The sequence below is a fragment of the Mesorhizobium sp. M4B.F.Ca.ET.214.01.1.1 genome, assembly GCF_004791545.1.
Taxonomy (GTDB): Bacteria; Pseudomonadota; Alphaproteobacteria; order Rhizobiales; family Rhizobiaceae; genus Mesorhizobium; species Mesorhizobium abyssinicae.
The window spans coordinates 1-396 of record NZ_SRUX01000096.1 but is presented as its reverse complement, the minus strand read 5'-3'; the positions used below and the strand labels follow the sequence as shown (position 1 = coordinate 396).

The window sequence follows — 396 nt, the reverse complement described above, 5'->3', positions numbered from 1 at the left end:
CGGTTCGCCATTCAAACTCGACAATGGCACAGGCGCTAACGATATCACGCCCAGCCTGCACTTTATCGACTGCGTGGTGGCGATCACCGACGTTCACCACAACGGCCAGGCGCGGCTGCAGCATGCCTGGGACAAGACGGTCGAGTCGCACGGCAACTACTACCTCAACCTCTCTGACACGCCGCTGCCGTCGGATTATCCAATGCCGCCCGCCGGCTGGACGGTCCTTCAAGGCCAAGCGGCCCGCGATTACTGGGCCAACGCCAAGGCGGCCTGGCATGCAGCCCATGACGGGACGGACCCGCTGCCGTCATCTCCGACCGTGCCGACCGACCCGCTACCGTCATCTCCGACCCTGCCGACGGACCCGACCCACGGAACGACCGGGAACGATAC

At 64.9% G+C, this 396-nt stretch carries 1 pseudogene; it reads left to right on the top strand.

From position 1 onward, the window contains the following. Positions 1-396, top strand: a pseudogene (locus EN857_RS35060) (hypothetical protein); the annotation flags it as partial.